This window comes from Methanothrix harundinacea 6Ac (genome assembly GCF_000235565.1).
Classification (GTDB): domain Archaea; phylum Halobacteriota; class Methanosarcinia; order Methanotrichales; family Methanotrichaceae; genus Methanocrinis; species Methanocrinis harundinaceus.
This window is the reverse complement of record NC_017527.1, coordinates 138,095-157,966: the sequence shown is the minus strand read 5'-3', so window position 1 is coordinate 157,966 and position 19,872 is coordinate 138,095. Positions and strand designations below refer to the sequence as shown.

At 56.7% G+C, this 19,872-nt stretch carries 16 protein-coding genes; 11 read left to right on the top strand and 5 right to left on the bottom strand.

What is annotated here, in order from left to right; translation table 11 throughout:
• Positions 1-105: 105 nt before the first annotated feature.
• Positions 106-378 (bottom strand): hypothetical protein, encoded by a 273-nt coding sequence (locus MHAR_RS00725; RefSeq protein WP_014585724.1) that lies wholly within the window; start codon positions 376-378, stop codon positions 106-108.
• A gap of 107 nt (positions 379-485) precedes the next feature.
• On the opposite strand from MHAR_RS00725, the gene MHAR_RS00720 reads away from it, so the two are divergent.
• The 3 genes from MHAR_RS00720 to MHAR_RS00710 all read left to right on the top strand — a co-directional run bounded on the left by MHAR_RS00720 (position 486) and on the right by MHAR_RS00710 (position 5,330).
• Positions 486-1,745 carry an alkaline phosphatase gene (locus MHAR_RS00720; RefSeq protein WP_014585723.1) on the top strand — a complete coding sequence of 420 codons (1,260 nt, stop codon included), beginning with the start codon at positions 486-488 and terminating at the stop codon, positions 1,743-1,745.
• Between the two features lie 454 nt (positions 1,746-2,199).
• Positions 2,200-4,149 (top strand): tetratricopeptide repeat protein, encoded by a 1,950-nt coding sequence (locus MHAR_RS00715; protein WP_052300965.1) that lies wholly within the window; start codon positions 2,200-2,202, stop codon positions 4,147-4,149.
• A 281-nt stretch (positions 4,150-4,430) separates the two neighbouring features.
• Complete coding sequence (locus tag MHAR_RS00710; protein ID WP_014585721.1) at positions 4,431-5,330, top strand: radical SAM protein; 900 nt, start codon at positions 4,431-4,433, stop codon at positions 5,328-5,330.
• A gap of 15 nt (positions 5,331-5,345) precedes the next feature.
• On the opposite strand, the gene MHAR_RS00705 is transcribed toward MHAR_RS00710, so the two are convergent.
• On the bottom strand, positions 5,346-5,747 hold the full coding sequence (locus MHAR_RS00705; RefSeq protein WP_014585720.1) for a type II toxin-antitoxin system VapC family toxin: 402 nt from the start codon (positions 5,745-5,747) through the stop codon (positions 5,346-5,348).
• Positions 5,747-5,953 carry a DUF2281 domain-containing protein gene (locus tag MHAR_RS00700; protein ID WP_048144197.1) on the bottom strand — a complete coding sequence of 69 codons (207 nt, stop codon included), beginning with the start codon at positions 5,951-5,953 and terminating at the stop codon, positions 5,747-5,749. Before MHAR_RS00700 ends, MHAR_RS00705 begins: the two co-directional genes overlap by 1 nt.
• Positions 5,954-6,088: 135 nt before the next feature.
• Between MHAR_RS00700 and MHAR_RS13855 the strand changes: the two genes are divergently transcribed.
• From MHAR_RS13855 to MHAR_RS00670, 7 genes are all read left to right on the top strand, one after another.
• Positions 6,089-7,870, top strand: coding sequence for a hypothetical protein (locus MHAR_RS13855; RefSeq protein WP_014585719.1), 1,782 nt, complete (start codon positions 6,089-6,091; stop codon positions 7,868-7,870).
• A 3-nt stretch (positions 7,871-7,873) separates the two neighbouring features.
• On the top strand, positions 7,874-9,403 hold the full coding sequence (locus MHAR_RS13850) for a type ISP restriction/modification enzyme (protein ID WP_014585718.1): 1,530 nt from the start codon (positions 7,874-7,876) through the stop codon (positions 9,401-9,403).
• Between the two features lie 100 nt (positions 9,404-9,503).
• On the top strand, positions 9,504-10,055 hold the full coding sequence (locus MHAR_RS00690; RefSeq protein ID WP_228369577.1) for a metal-dependent hydrolase: 552 nt from the start codon (positions 9,504-9,506) through the stop codon (positions 10,053-10,055).
• A 111-nt stretch (positions 10,056-10,166) separates the two neighbouring features.
• Positions 10,167-10,775, top strand: coding sequence for a 4Fe-4S binding protein (locus MHAR_RS00685; protein WP_014585716.1), 609 nt, complete (start codon positions 10,167-10,169; stop codon positions 10,773-10,775).
• Positions 10,776-11,456: 681 nt separating this feature from the next.
• Positions 11,457-13,667: a catalase/peroxidase HPI gene (gene katG / locus MHAR_RS00680; RefSeq protein WP_048144196.1), complete on the top strand. Its 2,211-nt coding sequence runs from the start codon at positions 11,457-11,459 to the stop codon at positions 13,665-13,667.
• 186 nt (positions 13,668-13,853) lie between these two features.
• Positions 13,854-14,267, top strand: a complete 414-nt coding sequence (locus tag MHAR_RS00675; RefSeq protein WP_048144195.1) for a hypothetical protein — start codon at positions 13,854-13,856, stop codon at positions 14,265-14,267.
• A gap of 235 nt (positions 14,268-14,502) precedes the next feature.
• A complete protein-coding gene (locus tag MHAR_RS00670) occupies positions 14,503-14,937 on the top strand; it encodes a hypothetical protein (protein ID WP_014585712.1) in 435 nt (144 codons plus the stop codon).
• 352 nt (positions 14,938-15,289) lie between these two features.
• Here MHAR_RS00670 and MHAR_RS00665 read toward each other — a convergent pair whose 3' ends face one another.
• On the bottom strand, positions 15,290-16,765 hold the full coding sequence (locus MHAR_RS00665; RefSeq protein WP_014585711.1) for a potassium/proton antiporter: 1,476 nt from the start codon (positions 16,763-16,765) through the stop codon (positions 15,290-15,292).
• A gap of 570 nt (positions 16,766-17,335) precedes the next feature.
• A complete protein-coding gene (locus tag MHAR_RS00660) occupies positions 17,336-18,613 on the bottom strand; it encodes an HlyC/CorC family transporter (RefSeq protein ID WP_081472350.1) in 1,278 nt (425 codons plus the stop codon).
• A 690-nt stretch (positions 18,614-19,303) separates the two neighbouring features.
• Between MHAR_RS00660 and MHAR_RS13140 the strand changes: the two genes are divergently transcribed.
• Positions 19,304-19,510, top strand: coding sequence for a hypothetical protein (locus tag MHAR_RS13140; protein WP_143763212.1), 207 nt, complete (start codon positions 19,304-19,306; stop codon positions 19,508-19,510).
• Positions 19,511-19,872 lie beyond the last annotated feature (362 nt).

Here is a 19,872-nt window from a genome sequence, read left to right as displayed (position 1 = left end):
CATAAAAATTTGGGATATAACCATGCATAAGGGGTGCAGGGATGATTCAGGAGTGGATGAATCGTCAGGGCATCGAATTGACCAGACACTTTTATTTCACTTCAGCTACAGATACTCCTCCACCGGCTCGTAGATGAAGCTCTTCAGGACCGAGTCGTCCTCCTCATAAATCGCCCGGATGTCTCTCATCAGTCCATCCCGGGTCCCCCCGTCCATCTCCTCCAGCTCGGGCGCCATCGTCTCCAGGATCAAGTACATCTCGTCCTCCAGAAACTCAACGCCCCCAAAGTCGTAGTAGATGCGGTAGAGCTTGACGAAGAGGTCTTTTAAGAGCTTCAGGGATTCCGGCTTCTCGAAGAGCATGATCATCCGCCTCATTGTAGTATCATGGCTTGGTGACCATCTCACGCAATTTCCAGACACCGATCCAAAGTCTTTTAACCCAGGACGGAACAACTATCTCTTAAATAAGTATAGGTGGAAATATGAATAGGCTACATGCAGCCGCCGGGGTCTTGATCCTTCTCTTGGTTTCGTTCTCTCTGTACGGGATCGCCCTGGAGACCGACGATGGGGCTGAGCCGAAAGAGGCCAGAAGCGTGATCTTTCTGATCGGGGACGGGATGGGCTTCGCGCAGATGACCGCCGCCCGGTGGGCGAAGGCTGACGAGAACCTCTCCAATTACACGGACGCGGAGCTTTTCATGGACGGGATGGAGTATGCGGGGTACTCCTCAACCTCCTCCGCCGACAGCTTTGTAACCGACTCTGCTGCCGCTGGAACCACCCTTGCCACCGGCCACAAGACGAAACTTGGGATAATCGGCCAGGATGAAACCTCCATCTTTGGGGTGCAGGATGGCGAGAACCTCACCACCATCCTGGAGCTCGCCGAGGCCGAGGGGAAGGCTACGGGAGTCGTCACCAACATGAGGATAACCCACGCCACCCCCGCCTCCTTCTACGCTCACGTAAACGACAGGGACAAAGAGAACCGCATCGCAGAGCAGTTTCTGGCGAGCGGCGTCGATGTGGCTCTGGGCGGAGGCCTCTGCTATTTCGTCGGCATTAACGAGACGGACCCCCTCGGCGGGGCGAGCTCTCGAGATGACGACCAAGACCTTCTGGCGCAGGCCCAGGATCTCGGATACGTCTTCGTATACAACCGGACGGAGCTTCTGAAGATCGACCCGGAAGAGACGGAGAAGCTTTTGGGGCTATTCGGCAGCTCCCATCTCGTCTTCGAGCTTAGGAGGAGGAACGAGACCGATCGAGAGCCCAGCCTCTCGGAGATGACCGAGAAGGCCATCGAGATCCTCTCTCACGACGAAGACGGCTTCTTCCTCATGGTGGAGGGCGGGACCATCGACCATGCCTGCCACATAAGGTCCTACGAGAACACCGCCGCAGAGACCCTGGCCTTCGATGAGGCTGTGAAGGCTGCCCTCGATTACGGCGAACGTTCCGGCGACACCCTGGTGGTGGTGACCTCGGATCACGAAGCTGGGGGGCTCGTCCTCGGGGCGGTGGATTTCGACGACTATTCTGCGGGAGTTCCCGTCTTCGCCAGCGGCCTCGCCTTCATTCCTGGAGAGGGATACAACCTCACCCCGACGGGAATGTCGACTCATACCGCCGTCGACGTCCCCCTCATGGCCAGCGGCCCCGGAGCCGAGAGGTTTTCCAGAGGACGGATCGACAACACGGAGATATTTTATCTGATGAAGGAGGTGATGGGGCTATAAAGTCCCATCTCTGTAGAATTACCTCTGAAACATGCTGATTTTTAGATATAGGCCCCCGCATCATTTATGAATACATAGGTAGATCTTTCTGCCCTCACTTTGAGGCCGCATTTCTCCAAGAGATCGATGATATCCATCCTATTTGACGATCTCAAGGCTCAGTTCGTTCATCTCCGACCTGAACCGAACTTGTTCCGAAATTGGTATATCTGTAGGCTGACATCAACTACAAACGGAAGAGATACAAAGGATTTGAACAATAAAAAACTGAAGACTACAATCCTCCATATTCGGTGTTCCTGTACCTGGGCGGCCAGGTGTCATACCGCGCATATCGAGATGGAAGGATAGAAGGCGGAGATGAGGGATAGGTACGCTAGAGTGGTGGGATTCACTTTAGGCCTGAAAATACCGAAAAATATTTTAGTTAGTAAGACTTCTATCTTTCTTCAAGATGATGACGAAGACGAGCCTTAAGCTTATTTTAGGCCTGCTGATCACAACGGCGCTAGCTTTGCCTATATGTGGTCAGCAGACTGCTGAAGAATGGCTCAACGAAGGCATCGCTCTCGGAATGCAGGGCAACTACACCATGGCTATAGAAGCTTTTGATGAGGCCATCAGACTCGATCCCGAGTATGCGGATGCCTGGTACAGCAAAGGCTTAACACTCTATTACCGAGGTAATTACACCGAAGCCGTTCAGGCTTACGACGAGGCAATAAGACTGGATCCCGAATACGCTTCGGCATGGAACAACAAAGGCTTAGCTCTCGATTACCAGGGAAATTACGACGAATCGATCAAAGCTTACGACGAAGCTATCAGGCTCGATCCTGAGTTTGCCGCTGCCTGGAATAATAAGGGTATTGCTCTCGGGAATCAGGGCAACTATACCGAGGCAACCCGTTGTTTTGATGAGGCCATCCGACTTGATCCCGAGTATGCGGGTGCCTGGTACAACAAAGGCAAAGCTCTATCTGAGCGGGGAAACTACACCGGAGCTATTCTGGCTTATGATGAGGCCATCAGGCTCGATCCTGAGTTAGCCGCTGCCTGGCATAAAAAAGGCGATGCTCTATTTGAGCGGGGAAACTACACCGAAGCTATCCAAGCCTTTGACGAGGCCATCCGACTCGATCCTGAAGATGCAACGACCTGGTATAACAAAGGGGTCGCTCTTGGGATGCAGGGCAATTACGCCGAGGCTATACCAGCTTACGACGAAGCTATCAGGCTAGATCCCGAGGACGCGGATGCCTGGAATAACAGAGGCAATGCTCTCAATGAACTTGGCAAGTATGACGAGGCCATCCATGCTTTAGACAAAGCTATCGAGCTAGATCCTGAAGATGCTGCGCCTTGGAATAATAAAGGTAAACCTCTCTGGATGAAGGGCAATTACACCGAGGCAATCCAAGCGTTTGACGAGGCTATCAGGCTTGATCCTGAGCTTGCAGTTGCCTGGTCTAACAAAGGCACGGTTCTCGCGGACCAGGGCAAGTACGATGAGGCAATCCAGGCTTATGATGAGGCCATTCGACTGCATCCCAATTATGTGGATGCCTGGATTAACAAAGGCAGTGCTCTCTATGAACAGGGGAATTACCCCGAGGCCATCCAAGCGTACGACGAAGCCATCAGGCTCGATCCCGATAATGCAATGACCTGGTATAATAAAGGCAATGCTCTATCTGAGCTAGGAAACTACACCGAAGGTATCCTGGCCTACGACGAAGCCATACGGCTCGATCCTGAAGAAGCCGATGTGTGGGTTAGCAAAGGCAATTCTTTCAGGATGCAGGGCAAATACGACGAAGCGATCCAGGCTTACGACGAAGCCATACGGCTCGATCCTGAAGAAGCCGATGTGTGGGTTAGCAAAGGCAATTCTTTCAGGATGCAGGGCAAATACGACGAAGCGATCCAGGCGTACGACGAAGCCATACGGCTCGATCCTGAAGAAGCCGATGTGTGGGTTAGCAAAGGCAATTCTTTCAGGATGCAGGGCAAATACGACGAAGCGATCCAGGCTTACGACGAAGCCATACGGCTCGATCCTGAATTTGCTGGGGCATGGTATAACAAAGGTAATGCTCTATACGAACAGGACAAGTATGATGAGGCGATCCAGGCGTACGACGAAGCCATTCGGCTCAATCCTGATTATAAAGAAGCATGGAATAACAAAGGCAATGCTCTCGTGATGCAGGGCAAGTACGATGAGGCGATACAGGCCTACGACGAAGCCATCCGGCTCGATCCTGAATTTGCCTATCCTTGGTTTAGCAAAGGCGTTGTTCTCGAATATCTTGGCAAGGTGGCCGAGGCTAACGAAGCTTACGCCAAGGCTGAAGAACTAGGATACTCGACAGGAAGACGAATATCACCAGGTTCGAGGTGAGTTTCCCTCATTAGATTATCCCGATTACTGGATAAGCCAATGAGGGATTTGCAGGAACTCTTATCTTACTTCGAGCGATCGGAATTTTTGGTAATAGCGAGCGAAATTCCCCTTAACTCGTCCCCCTTTTGATCTCAGGTTTCGGTCGGATGGTGGTGCCCATCTCTCCCGGATTCAACATCACGGATCTTGTTGTCTGGAGCCGACAAAGGGCCACCGTCAAAAGTATCTACCATCAGAGATGAAGTAATTCCAAGACTCTGTTTTTGAGGTGATGCCCATTGGCGAGCTACAACCAGATGCCTCCTGAGGAGATGCGGCAGCGGGCCGAGGCTGCTCTCGCCAGCCTCGAAAGCTGCGAGATATGCCCCCGGTCCTGCGGCGTAAATCGATTGGATGGGGAGCTCGGTTACTGCCGCAGCGGCCGGTACGCCCGGGTATCGAGCTTCACCCCCCACTTCGGCGAGGAGCGGCCCCTCGTCGGCTCTCACGGCTCGGGGACGATATTCATGACCGGCTGTAACCTTGATTGCGTCTTCTGCCAGAACTACGATATAAGCCATCTGGGGGAGGGGCGTGAGGTCTCAGCGACGAAGCTCGCCGAGATGATGGTCTGCCTTGCGGACGGCGGATGCCACAACGTCAACTTCGTCACCCCCACCCACTTCGTACCCCAAATTTTGGAGGCCCTCGTCGAGGCGACGGAGATGGGCCTCTCGGTCCCGCTGGTCTACAACTCCGGGGGGTACGACTCCGTCGAGACCCTGCGGCTCCTGGACGGGATCTTCGACATCTACATGCCCGACGCAAAATACGGGACCGACGCCGCCGCCAAAAAGTACTCCGACGCCGCTGATTATACGGGGGTGATGAAGGCGGCGATCCTGGAGATGCACCGGCAGGTGGGCCCCCTGGAGGTCGGCGACGACGGGGTCGCCGTCCGGGGGCTCCTCGTCCGCCACCTGGTCCTGCCTGAGAACCTGGCCGGGACGGCCGAGGTGGTGAGGTTCCTGGCCGAGGAGGTCTCCCCCGAGACCTACCTGAACGTCATGGCCCAGTACCACCCCTGCTATCGGGCCCATCAGTTCCCGGAGCTCTCCCGGCCGATCACCCTCCGGGAGTACGCTGAGGCCGTCAACCTCGCACGAGTTGCGGGGCTGGATCGAGGGATTGGGATTTGAGTCACTACTCGTATGCTATAAGGCCAGTATTTCTGAAGGGGTTCGTCGTCCCATCTCGGCCCTGTCAAAATCGGCGTCGAAGCTCACCAAACATAGGTCATTTTTCTCCGCTGCGACGTACTGGTATGCATCGTCGAAGTCGAGACGGAATTTTCGCGCCACCTGGATGACCTGCTTCAAGTCACCGATTGAGAGGCAGACCCTTTTAACACCTGAATCCTCCAAAACGTCAGATAAAAAGTCCTCGAAGATCTCGTCTTTATTCAGTCGGGTCATTATGATCCCAATTGAATAGATAGTGAATTCGGTAATCCAAAGTTCATCCGTTCCGACGATCTGGAGGAACTGGGCAACTTCCTCTGCTCGTTCCTGCTCCAAGAGAAGTTCGAGCCATACGTTGGAGTCGACCAGGTACATCAATCGCCCCACCATTCGAGGGATTTCTTTTGAAGCTCTAGCGATGTGTATTGGTCGCGAAATTCTCGGAGGCCCCCTGCCCAGGTCAGACGGAGCTTCTTTCGTCTCGGCTTCGCCTTCTTCTCCACCAGGTGCCGGGCGAAATCCTTGACCTCTTGCTGGAGGTCTGGTGGGAGCTGGGCCATCAGCTCTTCTATGCTCTCCATCAACTCAACTTTGGCTCTGAAGAGGTATATAATTATCCTGGAATGTGGCCCTTCGGCTCAGTAAGCAAAGGCCACTTATATCTAATCAGATTTTATGATTTTTGAGATCAGGGACGATCCGGCGGCGATGAAGAGATGGGCGACTTAAAATCCTACCTGGCAGAGGTTAAGCGGGAGTTTGGGACCGGCGTTTCGACGGAGCATACCCACCGAGGGGCGCTGAAGGCCCTCGTGGAGTCCTTCTCCCCCGACATCGTCGCCATCAACGAGCCCAAAAGGGTCGAGTGTGGAGCGCCGGACTACGTCGTCAAGAGGGGCGGCCTCTCCATCGGGTACATCGAGGCGAAGGACATCGGAAGGTCCCTGGACGAGGCGGAGAGGTCCGAGCAGCTGGACCGCTACCTCCGATCCCTGGAGAACCTCGTCCTCACCGACTACCTGGAGTTTCGCTGGTACCATCGGGGCGAGCTTCGGGAGCGCGCCCGCCTGGCGAGGCTCACAAGAGACGGCAAGATCGTCTCCGAAAAGAAGGGGGAGGCCGATCTCGTCCGCCTATTCGAGAGCTTCCTCGACCAGAGCCCCGTGCCCATCACCTCCTCGAAGGAACTATCCGAGAGGCTGGCACGGCTCGCCCGAGAGATCCAGAGGGCGGTCGTCAAGGCCTTCGAGCAGGACCTCGCCTCGACAGAGCTTCGTAACCTGCGGCGGGCCTTCGCCGAGGTCCTGATCCCCGACCTGGACCTGCCGGAGAAGACCGCCGAGTTCGCGGACATGTACTCCCAGACGATCGTCTACGGCCTTTTCGCCGCCCGGTGCAACCACGCGGGCCCCGAGCCCTTCCGCCGCCTCGGGGCGGCAAGGTCGATCCCCAGGACCAACCCCTTCCTCCGCCAGCTCTTCGAGACGATCACGGGGACGGCCCTCGACGACGAGCCGTACGTCGACTACGTCGAGGACGTCGTCACCATCCTCGACCACACCGACCTCGATTCGGTCCTCGCCGACTTCGGGAAGAGGACGAAGCAGGAGGACCCGGTCGTCCACTTCTACGAGACGTTCCTTGCCGCCTACGACCCAAAACTTCGGGAGAGGCGGGGGGTCTACTACACCCCCGAGCCCGTCGTCTCTTACATCGTCCGGTCCGTCGACTCGATCCTCAAGAGCCACTTCGGCCTGGGGGGTGGGCTGATGGACTCCTCGACGGTCGATTACGAGGAGGAGGCGCCGGTCATGGACCGTTACGGGAAGCCGGACCCGTCAAAGCTCCCCGAGAGGGTGACGAAGACCTCCCCCAAGGTTCTGATCCTCGACCCCGCCTGCGGGACGGGGACCTTCCTCTACGCCGTCATCGACCACATCCGCCAGGACTTCATGGCCCACGGGAACGCCGGGTACTGGTCGGCCTACGTAAGAGACCACCTCCTCCCCCGGATCTTCGGCTTTGAGCTTCTGATGGCCCCCTACGCCGTCGCCCATTTCAAGCTCGGGATGATGCTGGCGGGCCAGGACCTCCCCGAGGCCGAAAGAGGGGACTGGATCTACGACTTCAAAAGCGACGAGAGGCTGGGGGTCTACCTCACCAACACCCTGGAGGAGGCCGAGAACCCCTGGAAGAACCTCTGGGGGTACGAGGCGATCGGCCGGGAAGCCCAGTCGGCCTCAGTGATGAAGCGGGATAGGCCGATTATGGTGGTGATCGGAAATCCGCCTTACTCCAACTTCGGGAGGATGAATCGGGGAGAATGGATTCTCGATCAGCTCAAGGACTACAAAAAGGACCTGAACGAGAAGAAGCTCAATTTAGATGACGATTTCATCAAGTTCATCCGCTGGGGGCAGTGGCGGATCGAGCAAACGGGCTATGGGGTTCTGGCCTTCATCACCAACAACACCTACATCGACGGAATAACTCACTGAAGAATGCGCCAGTCGCTGATGGAGACCTTCTCGGAGATCTATATTTTGGATCTGCACGGAAGCGCCAAAAAGAAGGAGTGCTCCCCCGACGGTTCCAAGGATGAGAACGTCTTTGATATTCAGCAAGGCGTAGCCATCGGAATTTTTGTCAGAGATCCAAATAAGAACGACAAGTCTAGAGTTTATCATTCGGAACTTTGGGGATTTCGTGAAAATAAGTACTCCTGGCTTAAAGAGATGGATGTTTTAAGCACTAAGTGGACCGAATTGGAACCAGAAAAAGATCAGTTCTTTTTTGTTCCAAAATATTTGAGTGAAAATGAATATTTAAAATATCCTCAGACGACCTCCCTATTTGGATTATATTCAAGTGGGATCCAGACTAAAAGAGACAAAATCGCCATCGCTCAAGGTATATCTGAGTTAAGAGCCATCCTTAGAGATTTTGCGTCAATGGAACCCGAGGTGGTCAGGTCTAAATTCGATTTGCCGAAAGATGGGCGTGATTGGAAAATTAAATGGGCATCTGAACACGCTTTAGCAATAGTTAATGACGAAAAGGGCTTATCTCCGATTCTTTATAGACCTTTTGACAATAGGTGGACTGTTATTGATGATCGCTCAAAGGGATTTGTAGCATATCCCCGGTTTGATGTCATGCGTCATATGAAAAATAATAACTTAGGTCTTATTCTGACAAGGCAGCTCTCACTTTCCACATTTCAACATGCGTGGGTAACGCAAAACGCCATAGATGGAAACACGATCTCTCTTCAAACAAGGGAGTATAATTATCTCTTCCCCCTCTACCTCTACCCCACCCCCACCGAAGATTCCTCCCGCCAAAAATCCTTCTCCAGCGCCGACTGGCCGCCGGGAAAGGACGGCCGCGTCCCGAACCTCTCCCCCGAGTTCGTCGCCGACTTCGCCGAGAAGCTCGGCCTCTCCTTTGTGCCGGACGGGAGGGGAGACAGCGAGGCGACCTTCGGGCCGGAAGACGTCTTCGACTACATCTACGCCGTCTTTCACTCGCCGAGCTACCGGGAGAGGTACGCCGAGTTTCTGAAGATCGACTTTCCAAGGGTGCCCCTGACGTCGGATCGGAAGAAGTTCCGCCGGCTCGTGGAGCTCGGCGGCGAGCTGGTGGCCCTCCACCTCCTGGAGTCGCCCCTCCTGGCCCGGCCGGCCACCCGCTATCCCGTCGTCGGGGACAACCGGGTGGAGAAGGGGTACCCCAAATATTTCGCGCCGGGGGAGGGCGAGCCGGGATCGAAAGCTGGCGACGGCGCGGTCCTGGAGGTCGGGCGGGTCTACATCAACAGAAGCCAGTACTTCGAGGGCGTCCCTCCCCAGGTCTGGGAGTTCCAGGTCGGCGGCTACCAGGTCTGCGACAAGTGGCTGAAAGACCGGCGGGGAAGGCAGCTCTCCTACGACGACCTAACCGTCTACCAGAAGGTGGTCGTCGCCCTCAAGGAGACGATCCGGCTGATGGAGGAGGTCGATTCTGCAGTCGGCGAGTGGCCCCTGGAGTGAAGCCGGCGGCTCCGGCGGAGGGAAAAGATAAAATCCTCTTCCGTCGTCGATTCGAATCTGAAGGGGATATACGGCGGCGGTATTTCGCTGCAGGGACCGGTTGAGGGGAGAGGCATTGAACTACGACGAGCACGTCCTGGCGGGCATTTTAACGTATCCGATAGCGATCTTCTTTCTGGCGGTCCTGGACGTCCACCTGGGCTTCCCCATCGAGACGACCTTCGTGGCGATGGCCCTCGGCTACGTCTTCTACGTCATCGGCTCGGACCTCCCGGACATGGACCACCCCGAGGCCCTCGTCCACAGGATCGCAAAGCCCTTCGTCGCCGTCGCCGTGGGGATCTCCGCCTTCAAGAACCTGGGGGCCGCCGTCCTCTTGACCCCGTACCCTATCATCAACCTCGCCATCGCCTGGTTTTTTGCGGCCCTCGCCGCCGTCGTCGGCTGGAACCTCTTCCGCTTCCTGATGCCCGACCACCGGGGGGTCGTCCACTCCCCGATCTTCGCCGCCGTCTACGCCATCATCGCCTTCACCATCGTCCGGTTCGGCTTTGTGGCGGCCCCCGGCGAGGCGCTCTTCATCGCCCTCGCCTCCTTTTTGGGCTACAACCTCCACCTCCTCCTCGACCGGGGATCCGACTTCCTGAGGTGATCGGCCCGTCTCGACCCCCCGATCCGGGGAGGGCCGCAGGCGCGGACCCGCCGGGGTCGAGGGCTGGAAGGGTAGATATGATATCGTCGCCGATTCCCTCTCCGGAGATATATGCTCAAGATAACCCCTTATTTAGGGATCATCGTCCTCCTCGTCTCGATAGGCGGCCTCTGGTACCCCAAGCTCGGCTACGTCGTCGCCCTGGTATTTCTATCGATCCTCGCCATCAGCCCCTTCCGGGGGCGGTGGTTCTGCGGAAACCTCTGCCTCTGGGGGAGCTTCAACGACTTCTGGGTCGGGAAGATCAGCCGTCACATCCAGATACCCCGATCCTTCAGCAGCATGGCGGTGAGGGTCCCGATATTTATCGCCATGATGGGCATGAACATATCGAGGATCATCTCGACGGAGGGGTCGGTGGATAAGCTGGGGATGGTCTTCGTCACCATGTCCATCCTCACCGCCTCCTTCTCGATCCTCTTCGGAGCCGCCTACAGCCCCCGGGCCTGGTGCACCCTCTGCCCCATGGGGACGCTTCAGAGGTTCCTCGGCCGGGGGAAGTATCCTCTGAAGCTGGACCAAAATCTCTGCATCGACTGCTCCAGATGTCAGAAGGTCTGCCCCATGCAGCTTGATGTGAGGGCGGTCGGCGGAGATCCCGACTGCATAAAGTGCGGCCGGTGTGTCGAGGCCTGCCCGAAGGGAGCCCTCAGGTTCTGATCCCGTGGGCTCGGCCGCAAGAGCTTTGCCGTCCCAAGACGGAACACCCCAGAAAAGGAGCAATGGAGGTGAGCCTGAGAGATCAGGAACCCCCGGCGGGCCTCAATGATGACGCGGCCCGGGCGGGGTGGCCGCGGCTGGAAGGATGGGGGATCACTTGCCCATGAGGGGGACTCGGCACTCTGGACATTTGATCGAACGGCAGTTCACGCCGGGGGCCCTTTCGATCTCGAAGCCGCACCGGGGGCATACGCAGGCGCTGGAGTTCTGGTCTCGATTCCGCTTATTTCCCTTCCCTTTTCCTGATCCCTGAGTCGATCGGTCGGGCATATCGACTGTCCTCCTCAAATGGATAGTCTGTTGGCGTTATTGGGTATAAAATCTTATTCGCCCTCGCCAGCTCCCTCTCCGCTTCGGCCGTCGGAGATCCCATCCATCGCCCTTGGACCCGCAACCCTAATGTACTTTGATTAACAAAAATTGCCACATTCGCATGAGACTGGTATTTGATCGCCAGAGGGGATACGCCTCCAGACCACTCCTCTCCGCCAGCCCCCTTCGGCCGGGACCGGATCCGGGAGCGGCCGTCCTCGGCGAGGGGGCCGCAGGACGCTTAGGGGAAGTGGCCGGTGATCGATAGGGCGATGATAAACGATCCAGGCCATGAAAGGAGCAGAGATTATGAAGGAAGATAGCAAACACCCAACAGCGGGCGGGGCTCACCAGCGGATGGCCGGCATAGGAAGGTCGAACCGGGACTGGTGGCCAAATCAGCTGAACCTCAGGATTCTCCACCAGCAATCATCCAAGAGCAACCCGATGGGCGAGGAGTTCAACTACGCCGAGGAGTTCAAGAAGCTCGACCTGGCGGCCCTGAAGAAGGACCTCTACGAGCTGATGACCGACTCCCAGGACTGGTGGCCTGCCGACTGGGGTCACTACGGGCCCCTCTTCATCCGGATGGCGTGGCACAGCGCTGGGACCTACCGCTTGGGCGACGGCCGCGGGGGGGCTGGGTCCGGCTCCCAGCGCCTCGCCCCCCTCAACAGCTGGCCCGACAACGTCAACCTCGACAAGGCGCGCCGTCTCCTCTGGCCGATCAAGCAGAAATACGGCCGCAAGATCTCCTGGGCCGACCTGATGATCCTCGCCGGCAACTGCGCCCTGGAGTCGATGGGCTTCAAGACCTTCGGCTTCGGCGGCGGCCGAGAGGACGTCTGGGAGCCGGAAGAGGATATCTACTGGGGCTCCGAAGAGGAATGGCTGGCTACGAGCGACACGCCCAAGAGCCGCTATTCCGGCGAACGGGATCTGGAGAACCCCCTCGCCGCCGTCCAGATGGGCCTGATCTACGTCAACCCCGAAGGGCCGGACGGAAACCCGGACCCCGTCGCCTCCGGCCGCGACGTCCGGGAGACCTTCGCCCGGATGGCGATGAACGACGAGGAGACCGTCGCCCTCGTCGCCGGCGGGCACACCTTCGGCAAATGTCATGGCTCCGGCCCAGCGACCCATGTCGGTCCGGAACCTGAGGCCGCCCCCATCGAGGAGCAGGGCCTCGGCTGGAAGAGCAGCTTCCGCAGCGGCAAAGGCGGCGACGCGATCAGCAGCGGCCTGGAAGGCGCCTGGAAGCCGAACCCGACCAGGTGGGACATGGGCTATCTGAAGGTGATGTTCAAATACGAGTGGGAGCGGGTCAAGAGCCCGGCGGGCGCGCATCAGTGGCTGGCCAAGGACGTGGCCGAGGAGGATATGGTCGTCGACGCCCACGACCCGTCGAAGAGGCACCGGCCGATGATGACCACGGCGGACCTATCCCTCCGCTTCGACCCGATCTACGAGCCGATATCGCGCCGCTACCTCGAAAACCCCGAGGAGTTCGCGGACGCCTTCGCCCGGGCGTGGTTCAAGCTGACCCACCGCGACATGGGCCCCCGCTCCCGGTATCTCGGCCCGGAGGTCCCGGCAGAGGAGCTGATCTGGCAGGACCCGGTGCCCGCAGTCGATCACGAGCTGATCGATGCGGCCGATATATCGGCCCTAAAGGCCGAGATCCTCGCCTCGGGGCTTTCGATCCCGGAGCTGGTCTCGACCGCCTGGGCCTCAGCCTCCACCTTCCGCGGCTCTGACAAGCGCGGCGGGGCGAACGGGGCGAGGATCCGTCTTCCGCCGCAGAAGGACTGGGAGGCGAACGAGCCGTCCCGGCTGAAGAAGGTGCTCTCGACCCTCGAGGGGATCAAAGAGGAGTTCAACGGCAGAGCGTCAGGGGGAAAGAGGGTCTCCCTCGCCGACCTGATCGTCCTGGGCGGGTGCGCCGCCATCGAGGTGGCGGCGAAGAATGCCGGTCACAATGTAACTGTCCCCTTCACCCCGGGCCGGACGGATGCGTCCCAGGAGATGACCGATGCGGCGTCCTTCGCCGTCCTCGAGCCGGCTGCTGACGGCTTCCGAAACTACCTCAAGGCCAGGTACGCCGTATCGGCGGAGGAGCTGCTGGTCGATCGGGCCCAGCTCTTGACGCTGACCGCTCCCGAGATGACGGTCCTCGTCGGCGGGATGCGCGTCTTGGGCGCGAACTACGGCGGGTCCCAGCACGGCGTCTTCACCAGGCGGCCCGAGGCCCTCACCAACGACTTCTTCGCAAACCTCCTGGACATGAGGACGGTCTGGAGGGCGACGGCGGAAGACGATGGGGTCTTCGAGGGTCGGGATCGCGTCACGGGCGATCTCGAATGGACCGCCACCCGGGTCGACCTGATCTTCGGCTCGAACTCCCAGCTCCGGGCGATCGCGGAGGTCTATGGATCTGATGACTCCCAGGAGAAATTCCTCGCCGACTTCGTGGCGGCGTGGAACAAGGTCATGAACCTCGACCGGTTCGACCTCGCCTGATTTGTGCATAGTCTCCTTGGGCTGAGGTGGCCTGGCGGGGGGGGGATGGGAGGGGCGTCTCCCTCAGCCCCCTCCCGGCCTCAGAGTTCCTTTTTTGCCGGCACTCCAGAAAGAGGGGTTCGTCCTTTCTCGCCCCTCCGGGGCGAGAGGGAAAAATTCAAGAGAGATCCGACCCCATAGCCCACCATGAAGAATATCTGGATCTTTGGAATATTGGCCTTCTTCCTCGCGGCCCCGGCCGTCTCCGGGGCGGACCTCCCCGACCTGGTCGGGACCTGGGAGGGCCCTGACATGGGCTACGACCCCCTGGAGGGGTACTACGGAGAAGGAGAGAACTACACCGTCACCCTCACCATCACCGAGCAGCGGGGCCGGTTGTTCAACGGCACCATCTCCTACCTGGACATCAACGATACCGAGGTCGTGGAGGGGCTCGCCGGGGTGATCGCCCTGGATAATACGACCTTCTACATAGCCGAGTTCATCGCCGGGTACGACGTGGGGACGGTCATCTCCGAGGACGAGATCGAGCTCCTTTACATCCGGGACGGCGAGATGGGCGGGGTATCCCTGGACATCCTCCGCCGCGTTCCGGAGTGAGCCCGGGGACGGGGGCGGACGGCTTTCCGTCCGCCTTTCCTTCTAGGCATCTCCCACCATAGCCCCTCCTCTTTTAGGCCTTCTTTCAACAGGCTGGCTCTCGGGGCGTCCGGATAATAATATTGATTTCTATATCTTGCTGGGTCGATCGCCAAAACGGCGTCTTCTCTCCGAGAAAGGCCAGGTTCATCGCCACCGATGTGGAAAAGTTCATCTGGGAGACGGGAGAATATTGATGGCCATGAAGTGGAGGCTATTTGGAATATTGGCCATCGCCCTGGCGGCGATGGCGACGGCTTCGGTCTCGGCGTCGGCGACGGCTTCGGAGATCCCGAACCTGGTGGGGCTCTGGTCCGGAGTCGGGAACGGGTATGGGGACGAAGGAGGGTACGTCAGCGACGAGGATTCCGACATCCTCACCATGAACGTCACCGAGCAGCGGGGGCGGATCTTCAACGGGGTGGTGACCTACACGGAGGATGGGGTCGAGATGACAGAGGAGTTTGCCGGGGTGATCGCCCTGGATAATACGACCTTCTACATCGCCGAGTTCGGCTCCGGGTACGATGTGGGGACGATCGTCTCCGAGGATGAGGTCGAGCTCCTCTACCTCCAGGACGGCGAAGGGGGCGGGGTCTTCATCGACACCCTCCGCCGGGTGGTGGAGTGAAGAAACGATCTTTGGGCGGCGCCAGGGGTCCGGGAGGCGGGTCCGCCCGCCCCTCCGCCTCGGCGCTCACATCCGGATTTTTTTCGCTGGGGCGTAGAAACGATTTTTTTGTGGGCCCTCCAAATTTATAATCGACCCCATCCATCAGTCGGGATGGAGATCGACTTTCTTGGGCACTGGCACCGGCTCAATAGGTTCAAGATAATTTCGGCGGGCTTCCCGGCGGCGAAGGAGGGGAGGCGGAAAGCAAAGCCCCGATTTCGAGGGGGGGCATCATCCGAGGATGCGCCACCGCCCCGTCAGTCAGACGGCTTCAGACGGCTTTTTTGCTCAACGGGCTGGAGCATCCTCTTCACGGATGATCCTCGGCGGCCCTCTTCTCCACCTGGGACCTGAGCAGCTCCAGGGAAGGGCCGCTCGATTGGACCGATAGACCGTCTCCCGCCTGGAGGACGGTGCTCCCCCCCGGCCGGAGGGGGCGGCCGTCCCTCCTCAAGATCGCTATCCACGTATCGTCGGGGAGGTTGAGGTCGGCGATCTGCTTTCCTACCGCGGCGCTGCCGGGCATCACCTCAAACTCCACCAGAGGCTCCCGTATCCCTCCTCCCGCTGCCATCTCCGAGAGCGCCGTGGACGGTTTCGCTGGCGCATCCACCTCCAGCCATCGGGCCAGAAATGGGATGGAAGACCCCTGAACCAGGACGGAGGTGAGGACTACGAAGAAGACGATGTTGAAGATCAGATCTGCCTTCTCTATCCCGTATGTGAGGGGGAAGGTGGCCAGGATGATAGGCACCGATCCCTTGAGGCCCACCCAGGAGATCATGATCCTCTCCGCAAAGCGCATCTTCCTGAAGGGGAGGAGGCATAATAGAACGCTGACGGGCCTGGCCACGAATATCAATATAAAACAGACGAAGAGGCCGGTAGCTGCCACGGGGATGAGCTGGGATGGATAGACCAGGAGCCCCAGGGTCAGGAACATGACGATCTGCATCATCCAGGCGAGGCTGTCGTGATCGTGCATCAGGCTTCGCTTGTGGATGAAGGAGTAGTTCCCGAGGGTCAGCCCGGCCAGATATACCGCGAGAAAGCCGTTCCCTCCGAGGATCGCCGCCAGTCCGTAGGTGAAGAGGACGAGGGATATCGTCAGGACGGGGTAGAGCCCCCGATAGTCCAGCCGGATCCGGTTGACGGCGATGGCCATGGCTCTCCCCATCATGTGGCCGCAGACGGCCCCCAGGGCCATCTGCTGGGCGAAGATGGGGAGGAGCGCCGTGGGGGAGGTGGCCGGAGCGGCGATGAGGCCGATGAGGCTGATGGTGAGGAAGATGGCCATGGGATCGTTGCTCCCGGACTCCAGCTCCAAAAGCGGCCTCAGCTCTCCTTTGAGGCGGATCTGTCTTGATCGAAGAATGGAGAAGACCGCTGCCGCGTCCGTCGAGGAGATGATGGCGGCGAGGAGGAGGGCCTCCAGGAGGGAGAAGTCGAGGACGTAGTAAGCCGCATACCCCACGATGACGGTGGTGATGAGGACCCCCACCGTAGAGAGGAGGACGCCCCTCCAGAGGACCGGCCTCACCTCGCTCCACCGGGTGTCCAGCCCTCCCGAGAAGAGGATGAAGATAAGGGCCACCGTCCCCAGGGCTTGGGCGAGCCAGGGGTTGTCGAAGTCGACGCCTCCAGGCCCGTCGGCTCCGGCGAGCATCCCTATCACCAGGAAGAGGAGGAGGGCCGGCACCCCCAGCTGGGTCGACGCCTTGCTGGAGACGACGCTCAGAAGGAGCAGCACCGCCACTCCCAGGAGGAGGTACTCGAAGGGTATCATCGCTCACTCAAAGTGGCGATTACGTCGATATCTCTCTTTCTGTTATGGGGATCGAGTCGAGCTGTGGCGGGGTCGGGCTTCCCGGTGGCGAAGGGGGGGCGGGTCGCTCCCGCCTTCGAGGGGGGACATCCCGCCCCGGGGGAGCGCGTCCCCGGAAGGCCCGGCCTCGTTCATCGATCGGATCGTCCGAAGAACGGTTATTGGCGTCAGTGCATCTGGCTAAGCTGGAGAAATTTAAGTCTACCGAAGAATCTCCTAATTCAGCGTCTCAGATCAATGCAATTTGATTGATGGTATGTGTTTAACTCATCTCAATCAGCATCATCAAAGTCATTTCTTGATATCTCGCCTAGCCAGTTCCAGTTAGCTAACTTCGATTAACTGCGGCTAAAGATGTTGTTATTTCGTCTTGCCCAAAGTTATTCGTCGGCTTGCATTCGTTGACCAGAGCCAACATCATGCAGTCGATTCAGGGGAGCTAAAGACGTACGATTTATAAAAAGCGAAGCGAGTCGCAACCTCCTGCAACTAGCTGATTTAGGTGGATTGATATGGTTATTTACAAAGCTTTTAATCTATATTGAGTTTATCTTCGTACATAGTTTCGGTCATTAGCACTTTGATCTTTTTAATCCGGTTTCTTTCCATGTTTTCGATGATGAACTTCGTGTTCATGTGCTCGACAGATTCTCCTTGCTTGGGCAGTCTGCCCATTAACTCAATTATGAATCCGCCTACGGATTCGTAGTGCTCTGATTCGATCCTGGTCCCGATTAGCTCGTTAAGTTCCTCGATCCTGGTACTTCCGTTGACGATATATTCTCCTTCCTGGATTATCTCGATCTCTTTGGTATGCATATCATACTCGTCTGAGATCTCTCCTACGATTTCCTCAACTAGATCTTCGAAGGTGACGATTCCGGCTGTGCCCCCATATTCGTCCAATACTATCGCCATGTGCGTCCGTCCCTTCTTCATTTCGTTGAAAAGTTCGGAGGTATTCATATACTCGAATGTATAATAGGGCTTCTTCATAAACTTTTTTATATCAAAAACTTCATTCAAATCTCGGTAGACCAGCTCTTTGACATTGAGTATTCCTATGATGTTGTCGATCTTATTGCTATAGATGGGAAAACGTGAGTACTGCTCCGTTCTTATTTTATTGATGATTTCGTCATAGGAGGCGTTTATATTGATGGCAACTACGTCCATCCTCTGTATCATGACATCCTTGATCAAATGATCTTTAAAGTCGAATACATTGCAGATCATTGTCTTTTCTTGATCTTCAATGACTCCTTCTTCCTCCCCCAGATTAACCAGAGACTTAAGTTCCTCTTCAGTGATAGTGGGCAAGTTATCATTGTATTTGCAGCCCAGCAGCCGCAAGAAAAGACGGGCAATCTGCGTGAAGACAAATACTATCGGAGCCAGAATCGTTGTTAAAATAAAAATTGGCTTTGCCACCACAAGCGCGATTTTTTCAGATTTTTGCGCAGCTAATGATTTAGGAGTGATCTCTGCGAATACGAGGACTAGAGCGGTGGTTATCCCAGTAGCGATGCCCACGCCGGCATCGCCGAAGTACTTGATCGCTAAGACGGTAGCGATGGATGACGCGCTGATGTTCACCAGGTTATTGCCTACAAGGATGGTGCCCAGGAGTTTGTTGGGGTCTTCCCTCAGCAGATTTATAACGCTGGCACCCCTTACCTTCTCCTCCAACATATGAATAAGTCGAATTTTGCTGAGTGACATCAACGCCGTCTCAGATGCAGAGAAGAATGCAGATAGGCACAGTAGAAGGCAGAATAAAGCTAAAAGTATAGTCGTACTTAGATCCAAAACCAATTCCTCATTGCTTGCCAGAAAACACCGGAGATTCAAGACGCTTAACCATAATGCACATTATCCTATCGTCTATTATCACTTAAGCCTTTCCGTATGAATGGCTATTCCCATGGTCAATCTCGGGAGGATTTCGAAAAGCACAATCGAGGATTTCCATTTAGTGTTTGCCTTAATTCGATCTGATTAAAATACATTGATTGACTTCATATTCTATCTGTTCATATTCTATCTGTATCCTAGCCTATATTTTCTAAATTATATTAAATTTAATGATTTTTAGATTCTGCTGGCCTTAAATAGCTTTTAACTCTCCTACTGTGAACCCCTCTCTTCTTATATGGAATTTGAGAGGCGTGCTTTCATTCAGACATTATAAGATATCCTGCCTTAAAATTATAGTATATATTTTATAGCATCTAGGATACTTATATGGGCCATAGGCCATCTAGAGAGAGGACCTCCCCTTTGAGATCTCGGCCTATCCAGTGGACAATTCCATCTTCGGGGCGACCGCCTACATCCTCCGGGAAGACGTCGCCGTCGCCTACACCGGGGATCTCCGGCTGCATGGAAAAAAAGGCGATTCGACGAGATAGTTCGCAAAAGCTTCAAAGGAGGCGTCCGTCCTTATCATCCAGGGGACCCGCGCCGGGCGGGCCGATCCTCAAGACGGAGAGATGACCGTTGTTAGGCTCCGTCGCTGGCTCCGTCGCCTCAATATCGCCCCGGCGGGCTTCCTGGCGGCGAAGGAGGGGGGTAGCCCCCCCGCTTTCGAGGGGGAGCATCCCGCCTCGGGGGCGCGCGTCCCGGGAAGGCCTGGCCTCGGTCATCGACCAGACCGACCCGGACCGGATCGGCTCCGTCGCCAACGAGGCGAGGGGGCGTCGGTGATGATCGGCAAATTACAGAGGGTAGATCTTCGTGGATTTTTGGTAAACTTGTATTCGATAGCGGATCTCCATTAGCTGCCTATAAGTGATCCTACAGAGTTCCATGTTTTTATTTTTTATCTTTATATTTATATTCTAACTGCCGTTATCATTCGATGCAAACAGGTTCTTTGGGAGGACGTATCCAGCCTCTAACTCATTACTGGAAACGTAGATTGCGCCATAAGTATAAATCCCATCAATACGTTATATTTAAGAAACGGGGAAAACTAATGTGGTATCATCATGTGATTTGGGCCATAGTAACGCTCTTTTTCACAGTACTCATATTATTATTTATAGGCATAAGCATATTTAAGCTAT

What these genes read in the sequence shown, in the direction of transcription:
- MHAR_RS00725 (WP_014585724.1), bottom strand. Translation starts at nt 378, where the DNA reads ATGAGGCGGATGATCATGCTCTTCGAGAAGCCGGAATCCCTGAAGCTC.
- MHAR_RS00720 (WP_014585723.1), top strand. Translation starts at nt 486, where the DNA reads ATGAATAGGCTACATGCAGCCGCCGGGGTCTTGATCCTTCTCTTGGTT.
- MHAR_RS00715 (WP_052300965.1), top strand. Translation starts at nt 2,200, where the DNA reads ATGATGACGAAGACGAGCCTTAAGCTTATTTTAGGCCTGCTGATCACA.
- MHAR_RS00705 (WP_014585720.1), bottom strand. Translation starts at nt 5,747, where the DNA reads ATGTACCTGGTCGACTCCAACGTATGGCTCGAACTTCTCTTGGAGCAG.
- MHAR_RS00700 (WP_048144197.1), bottom strand. Translation starts at nt 5,953, where the DNA reads ATGGAGAGCATAGAAGAGCTGATGGCCCAGCTCCCACCAGACCTCCAG.
- MHAR_RS13855 (WP_014585719.1), top strand. Translation starts at nt 6,089, where the DNA reads ATGGGCGACTTAAAATCCTACCTGGCAGAGGTTAAGCGGGAGTTTGGG.
- MHAR_RS13850 (WP_014585718.1), top strand. Translation starts at nt 7,874, where the DNA reads ATGCGCCAGTCGCTGATGGAGACCTTCTCGGAGATCTATATTTTGGAT.
- MHAR_RS00685 (WP_014585716.1), top strand. Translation starts at nt 10,167, where the DNA reads ATGCTCAAGATAACCCCTTATTTAGGGATCATCGTCCTCCTCGTCTCG.
- katG (WP_048144196.1), top strand. Translation starts at nt 11,457, where the DNA reads ATGAAGGAAGATAGCAAACACCCAACAGCGGGCGGGGCTCACCAGCGG.
- MHAR_RS00675 (WP_048144195.1), top strand. Translation starts at nt 13,854, where the DNA reads ATGAAGAATATCTGGATCTTTGGAATATTGGCCTTCTTCCTCGCGGCC.
- MHAR_RS00670 (WP_014585712.1), top strand. Translation starts at nt 14,503, where the DNA reads ATGGCCATGAAGTGGAGGCTATTTGGAATATTGGCCATCGCCCTGGCG.
- MHAR_RS00665 (WP_014585711.1), bottom strand. Translation starts at nt 16,765, where the DNA reads ATGATACCCTTCGAGTACCTCCTCCTGGGAGTGGCGGTGCTGCTCCTT.